The sequence below is a fragment of the Sulfuricurvum sp. genome (assembly GCF_019163035.1).
Lineage (GTDB): Bacteria > Campylobacterota > Campylobacteria > Campylobacterales > Sulfurimonadaceae > Sulfuricurvum.
In genome coordinates this window covers 1-6,705 of sequence record NZ_JAFLKV010000137.1, presented here as the reverse complement: position 1 = coordinate 6,705, position 6,705 = coordinate 1, and the positions used below count along the sequence as shown (strand labels likewise).

8 protein-coding genes are annotated in these 6,705 nt (G+C 40.6%); all 8 read right to left on the bottom strand.

Annotation, left to right across the window (positions count from 1 at the left end; translation table 11 throughout):
- Window positions 1–61: 61 nt before the first annotated feature.
- A complete protein-coding gene (cheB, locus tag JZU62_RS10065; RefSeq protein WP_295014408.1) occupies window positions 62–1,123 on the bottom strand; it encodes a chemotaxis-specific protein-glutamate methyltransferase CheB in 1,062 nt (353 codons plus the stop codon).
- 9 nt (window positions 1,124–1,132) lie between these two features.
- Window positions 1,133–1,756, bottom strand: a complete 624-nt coding sequence (locus JZU62_RS10060) for a chemotaxis protein CheD (protein ID WP_295014406.1) — start codon at window positions 1,754–1,756, stop codon at window positions 1,133–1,135.
- Window positions 1,756–2,589, bottom strand: a complete 834-nt coding sequence (locus JZU62_RS10055; protein WP_295014404.1) for a protein-glutamate O-methyltransferase CheR — start codon at window positions 2,587–2,589, stop codon at window positions 1,756–1,758. The genes JZU62_RS10060 and JZU62_RS10055 overlap by 1 nt, the downstream gene beginning before the upstream one ends.
- Window positions 2,567–3,067 carry a chemotaxis protein CheW gene (locus JZU62_RS10050; protein WP_295014402.1) on the bottom strand — a complete coding sequence of 167 codons (501 nt, stop codon included), beginning with the start codon at window positions 3,065–3,067 and terminating at the stop codon, window positions 2,567–2,569. The genes JZU62_RS10055 and JZU62_RS10050 overlap by 23 nt, the downstream gene beginning before the upstream one ends.
- Before the next feature lie 9 nt (window positions 3,068–3,076).
- The gene (locus tag JZU62_RS10045) at window positions 3,077–5,125 is read right to left on the bottom strand and encodes a chemotaxis protein CheA (protein WP_295014400.1); all 2,049 of its coding nucleotides are present in this window, start codon (window positions 5,123–5,125) and stop codon (window positions 3,077–3,079) included.
- Between the two features lie 8 nt (window positions 5,126–5,133).
- Window positions 5,134–5,502 carry a response regulator gene (locus JZU62_RS10040; protein ID WP_295014398.1) on the bottom strand — a complete coding sequence of 123 codons (369 nt, stop codon included), beginning with the start codon at window positions 5,500–5,502 and terminating at the stop codon, window positions 5,134–5,136.
- Window positions 5,503–5,520: 18 nt separating this feature from the next.
- The gene (locus JZU62_RS10035; protein ID WP_295014396.1) at window positions 5,521–6,378 is read right to left on the bottom strand and encodes a hypothetical protein; all 858 of its coding nucleotides are present in this window, start codon (window positions 6,376–6,378) and stop codon (window positions 5,521–5,523) included.
- A 144-nt stretch (window positions 6,379–6,522) separates the two neighbouring features.
- On the bottom strand, window positions 6,523–6,705 hold a 183-nt coding region (locus JZU62_RS10030), incomplete at its 5' end, for a hypothetical protein (protein WP_295014394.1).

Sequence of the window (6,705 nt, the reverse complement as noted above, 5' to 3'; positions counted from 1 at the left end):
ATATATTCTCACAACAGCATTCTCAAAAACTTTAGAGGCTAAATTATCATTTTTTACTATATTAATTTTTACGATAAGAGATAAATTTCTGAATTGTAGAGGGGATGTTATTGAGATCAATCACATCTTTAATAGCTCCCGCTTCAATTGCTTTAGCAGGCATACCATATACAACACAACGTTTTTGACTCTGTGCAACAGTATAAGCACCAGCATTAAACATCTCTTTCATACCGATCGATCCATCATCACCCATACCAGTCAGCATGATGCCCATGGCATTCGATCCTGAAGCATTATGAACACTTCGCAATAAGATATCAACACTCGGTTTATGGCGGCTGATTCGAGGACCATCAAGCAGTTTAATAAAATATTTTCCTTGTCGATTTTCAAGCAACATATGACGATTCCCAGGAGCAATATAAACAGATGATTCTTCTACCGCTTGTCCGTCTTGTGCTTCATAAACACTAAGCGAACTGATACGATCAAGTCGTTCGGCAAAACTTCCCGAGAATCCGAATGGAATATGAAGGGTAATCAAAATGGGAGGAAGAGGAGGAGTTAGATTGGAAAAAATTTCCATCAACGTTTCAACTCCGCCGGTAGAAGCCCCTATCGCTATTACTTTCGGTCCTTGCATCAAAGGAGCTTTAAACGCTAAAAGCTGGTCTGGATGGTTTTTGACTGTCTCTATTTCAATAACTGCATTTTTCGGTCTTCGTTTGGATTGGTAACGATCGATCAAAAACGTTAGTCGCAGAAGAGTATCTTCAACACGTTTGAAAAATGACTCATCACTTTCTCCGATCCCTTTCTTGGCAATAAATCCTACTGCTCCATCATCAAATACTTCCTGATGCCGTGAAGCATCAGTCGAAATAACGACTGCAGGCATAGGATGCAAACGCATCAAATTACGTAAAAATGCAACTCCGTCCATTTTTGGCATATTGATATCTACAGTAACCATATCCGGTTCATGTTGCTTAATTAAATCGCGCGCTTCAAAAGCATCCGATGCTGTTGCTACAACTTCAAAATCTTCTAGCCGTGAAATGGTATCGGAGAGGATACGCTGCATTAATGGCGAATCGTCAATCACTATAACTCTATACATTTTGTACCTCTAAAAAAGTGTAATGCCGTTATCAACAGGAGCCGTTTCAGTTTTATCAACCATTTTAGCCAAAGCGCGATCGCTTTGAGCGAGCCGTTCTTCCATCGAACGGTTGGCAACCGTTTTGGATATCGTTTTAAATCCGTTGTCAAGCATGACAACGCGACCATTAGTTCCTAATACGTTCTCAGCCGTAATGCGGATACCTTCAGAACGGCAAAAACTTCGTGCAAAAATGACATTACGTTCACCAATATTATCACTAAGGTCATGGAGGATATTGGCACCCCCACAAATTTTAGCGGTGATATTCTCTTTACGACAGCCAAGTTTATACATCTCATTGAGCATTGTTTCCATCGCATAAAGACCAAATCGGCACGATTCTCCCTGAGCACATGAAGTAGGAAGGAGAAAATGATTCATCCCCTTGAGCCGAGAATGACTATCATAGAGCATAACTGCAACACACGACCCTAATAATGTAGTGATCGGCATATCATCTTCATCATAGGTAATTGCAAACTCTCCACCAATAATTCCAAGAGTTTGACGATTTTGGATATACTTTATCGCATCAGGACGCGACAGTTTTACAATTTTTGAGTCTACTGTACCTTTTATAATTCTCATCAAAACTCTTTTACTTTTACAAAAATATTTTGTCCGTATCGCTCTACATAAGGAGTTAATTCAAGCGGACTTTCGGAATGTCCTAGATAAAGTGTTCCACCTAATTTAAGCGTTCGAAAAAGCTTTTTTAAAATTACATTTTGATCGGCTTGACTGAAATAAATAAGAACATTACGACAGAAAACAACATCAAATTCTTCCGGTTTAAAGGGATAATTTTCCGCCATTAAATTATGCTGATTAAATCGTACTCTCCGTGCAAGAGTCTCTTTTGCTTTGATTAAATAATCTCCCTCACGACTTGGGTGCGGTCGACGTTTGAAAAAAGTAGCCGGTTTGATCCAATCCGGAAAATCATCCGCATTTTTATTCCATTCATAGACGCCGTTAGTAGCATGTTTGAGGACGTCCAAATCGATGTCCGTTGCCAAAAGCGAATAGTTAAGCATTGGGCTTCCATACTCTTCTTTAGCTTGTTCCATTGTCATTAAAATAGAGTAAGGTTCTTCTCCGGTAGAAGCAGCAGAACAGTAAATTTTAAACTCACCGCCTTTTGCAATTGCTTCTTGAAAAACACGGTTTTTTAGATCATCAAAGTGAAATTCTTCACGAAAAAAGTTTGTTTTATTGGTGGTAAATGAGCTAACGAACGTTTCGACGTGATTCCCGCGTTCCACGGCATTTAGGATTGCATCGATATCATCATGACCAACATCCCGTTTAAGCTTATCCAAACGGTTTGCAATCATTACATCTTTGTTAGATCCTAACGTAATTCCGCTATGCTTATACGTTAGTGCTCGCGCACGCTCAAGCTGATGCGCTGAGTACATTCGATGGTCCAGAACTTTGTCGTGAGAGGCGTTGCATTTCATCTTTATCAAGAATACGGTCTATATCGAGAATAACGATCATTTTATCCTCTTTTTTAAACAATCCTTTGAGATATTCAGGAGCGATTGAGGTACCCATGTCCGGAGCTGGATAGAGGCGATCAAGTTCAACATTTTCCATGTCAGAAACTTCATCAACTACCAGACCGATCATACGCATATCTTGTGTTTTTACCGCGATAACAATGGTTCTATTCGTATAAATCGGATCTTCATTCGTATTAAAACGGACACGAAGATCGATAATAGGAGCAACTTCACCGCGCAAGTTAATGACCCCTTTAACCCAACGGCTTGCGTCAGGGATAGGAGTGACAACGGGATAAGTTAGAATTTCTCTAACCTTACTAATCTGAATACCGTAGGTTTCATCACCGAGTTTAAACGTAAGCATTTGGTTACTTTCCATGACTGACATGAGGTGCTCCTAATAATTTTTTTCTAAAATGTTCATAGTGTCGATGATCAGGCCGATGCTTCCATCACCCCGAACAGTTGCACCGCCGATTCCCTGAGCATTACGGAAATTCTTATCCAGCGGTTTGATAACAAATTGCTGCTGATTCATGAATTCATCCACGAAAACAGCTATTTTTTGGGTTGCTGATCGGACTACGATTAACAATCCATCTGAAAGTTTTTCATGTTCAGGCTCAACATTAAAAATCGAATGAAGCCGTACGATAGGGATAAACTCATTTCGTAACATCAGCATTTCAGATTCTTTATCACCGATATGTTTAATCATATCTTCGCTCGGATTGAGCGATTCGATAATAGCCGAAAGAGGAAGAATAAACTGCTCTTTTCCGACACGAATATTTAACCCGTCCAAAATAGCAAGTGTCAAAGGAAGCGCAATGGTAAAGGTTGTACCGTAGCCCTCTTCCGTATCAACTTTAACTACTCCGCCGAGTTTTTTAATATTGGACATCACGACATCCATCCCAACACCGCGACCGGAGATATCGGTTACCGCATCGGCCGTAGAGAGACCCGGAGCAAAAATGAGCATTGCTTTTTCTTCCATGCTCATTGAAGCGGCTTGATGCTCATCAATTACACCGTTTTCGACCGCTTTAGCGGTTACTTTTGCAACATTTATCCCGCCGCCGTCATCTTGGAGCTTGATAATCATTTGCCCGTTAGCCTGCTCTGCAACCATCATAAGGGTTCCAGATTCAGGTTTTCCTAGTGCACGACGACGTTCAGGTGATTCGATTCCATGATCAAGACCATTTCGAACAATGTGCATGAGAGGATCAGTAAGCCCCTCAATCATTGCTTTATCGATTTCTACCGTCTCACCTGAATAACGAAAATCGATCTTTTTATTAAGTTTTTTTGCCGTATCACGAATAACTTTCGGAAACTTTGAAAAAACCGTTTCCATCGGAACCATACGAACACTCATGACCGATTCTTGTAGCTCACGAATGTGGCGATCGATTAAGTCCAGACGTTCAGAGAGGTCCGCTTTTATCTTTTGATCTTCCAACATAACGGTAAACTGCGTAAGCATCGAATGCGCAATAACAAGTTCACCGATATTGTTCATCAATCCATCAATTTTAGAAAGATCAACCCGAATTGAATTTGAACTGCTATCGGCTTTAAACTTTTTCGGTTCGGTTGCCGCAACACTTTTCACCTCTTCTTTTGCCGCAGAAACTTTTGTTTCCAAAACTGGTGCAAATGGTGTTTTAGGAACTTCCATTTCATCAAAAAATCCGAAATCATCATCCTCAGAGACTACCAACTCAGGTTTCACCGACAACGGCATAGGTTCATCATCAAAAAATCCGAATTCATCGCTGTCTGAAACTTGTAACGGAACATCCGTTTGGGATACTATAGGTTCATCGAAAAATCCAAACTCATCCTCACCGCCAACAGGTATAAAAGATTCGTCTTCAAACATTCCGAATTGATCATCCTGACTTGTCGTTAGGAGGTTTAATACCGTACTTACTCCGCCGATCGGACCGTAACAAAGTTCGTCATCCTGTGGCAAAAGAAGCCCATATTCATCCGTAGGTTCTTCGTTAGCTATCATTAGAGAAATTTCTTCAGCATCTTCACCAAACGCACTGATTTTAGAAAGCAATGCTGTTTTCGTCTCTTGAAAGTAATCATCACTTAATTCTTCTGCAAGCTCAAGTTCCAAAATTTGTTTAAGAGCATCGATCCCTTCGATCAAAATCTCAGCCATACTCTCTTCAAAAGTGAGTTCTCCGTTACGAAGACGATCCATAAAAAACTCTAACTCATGAGCCAATGCCGCAAATTGAGAAAGTTCTACCGATGCAGAGTTCCCTTTAAGCGTATGAACGGAACGGAACAATGAATTTACAGTTTCATTATCCATGTCACCGCACTCTTCAGCTTCGAGCAATAATGTGTCAATGGTCTCAAAAAGCTCTTCAGCTTCCTCGAGAAACATTTGACGATACTTGTTAATATCAAAAACTGCCATGGGTATCCTTATCGGCTTAGGACGATTCCCACCGCCTTAAGAAGCTGTTCCGGTACGAATGGTTTAACGATCCAGCCTGTCGCACCGACCGCTTTCCCTTTTGCTTTCATTTCGTCATTTTTCTCTGTTGTCAGAGTTAAAATAGGCGTTTTAGCATACGTTGGAAGCTTGCGCAATTCCGTAATGAGTTCAAAACCGTTCATATTCGGCATATTGATATCAGAAATGATCAAATCAAACACTGCTGATTTTGCTTTAACCAGACCATCAGCTCCATCAACCGCTTCCGTAACATCAGGGTATCCACCCTCATTAAGAGCGTATTTGACCATATCACGCAACATATTTGAATCGTCTACAATTAGAATTTTTGACATTTTTTTCTCCGTTTGGTATTAAAATAGTGTAAAATCGTCGATATCGGCTTGCTCAGGTTTACACCCTTGCATTGCGTTATCTTCACCCATCGCGTAATCGCGCTGCTCTTGAATAGTATAAAATGGGACTAGTCTCGCTTTATACTCGACTTCCTGTGCTAGTGGAACATCATATCCGCTGTCATTCATACGTGCGATATCATCATCCATAATCGTACTGATTCCATCGATCATTTGCGTTATACGGTCTTCACATTGTAAAACCATGATAAATCCGAACATCGCTTTGATGACTTCGTCGGTTCGAGTCAAAATCGAACTCGTCATATTCCATGATCCTTCGAGGTCTTCGAATTTTTCAGGAACGATTTGTTCTTTAAAACGGGTTAACTGTTCAAGTGCGATAGCTGCATCTTTATGGATACCGCGCATCTCTTCGACACGATCTTCGAAAATCGTTTCGATCTCTTTTGTGCTTTCACGCATACTTTGTTTAATCCATCCAAGATTCTTATGATGAACCGATGTATCGACACTGAAGCGATACATTAAATCTTTCAGAACACGAGTTCTGTTCCGCTGATCGATATGACTTTGATACGCTTCGAGCATTTCAGGGAGACGCTCTAAACGTTTACGACTAATCCATGCACTAAATGTATTTGGTACAAGGTGTCGCTCATGATCGGGATCATTTAACGCAACGATAAAAAAAGTATCTTGCGGATTGACGAGAGCTCCAGCATACTCAACATGCTCAAGACCGCAGATGATCACATCACATCCGCTCTCTTCAGCACTGATCAGGGTAAATCCTGAATCTTCCAATGATGGAAATCCGGGTTCGTCTTCTAACAAATTCCAGAGAGTTCTCATTCACATTCCTTTTAAATTCGATTGTAAGTATCACCTAATAGTGTTGCAAGTTTGTGGCAATTCAAAAGAATTTTGCCAAAAATCAAACAAAAATTTTTGATTTTGCTTTATCCCGCCCAAAGACGGGGGAAAAGAGATGAGAGATTAGAAGTTTTCCCAAACATCATCGTCATGGCTTTTAGCCGATGATTTAATCGGAGCATGTGAAACGACACTGCGTGAAACTGTTTTATGCACAGGTCTTGCCGTATGAACGTGTGTTTGAATCTCGTTTTTACCAACGAAGTTTTTGCTAGAGGCATCGGTAACCATCGCTTGTGCTTTTTC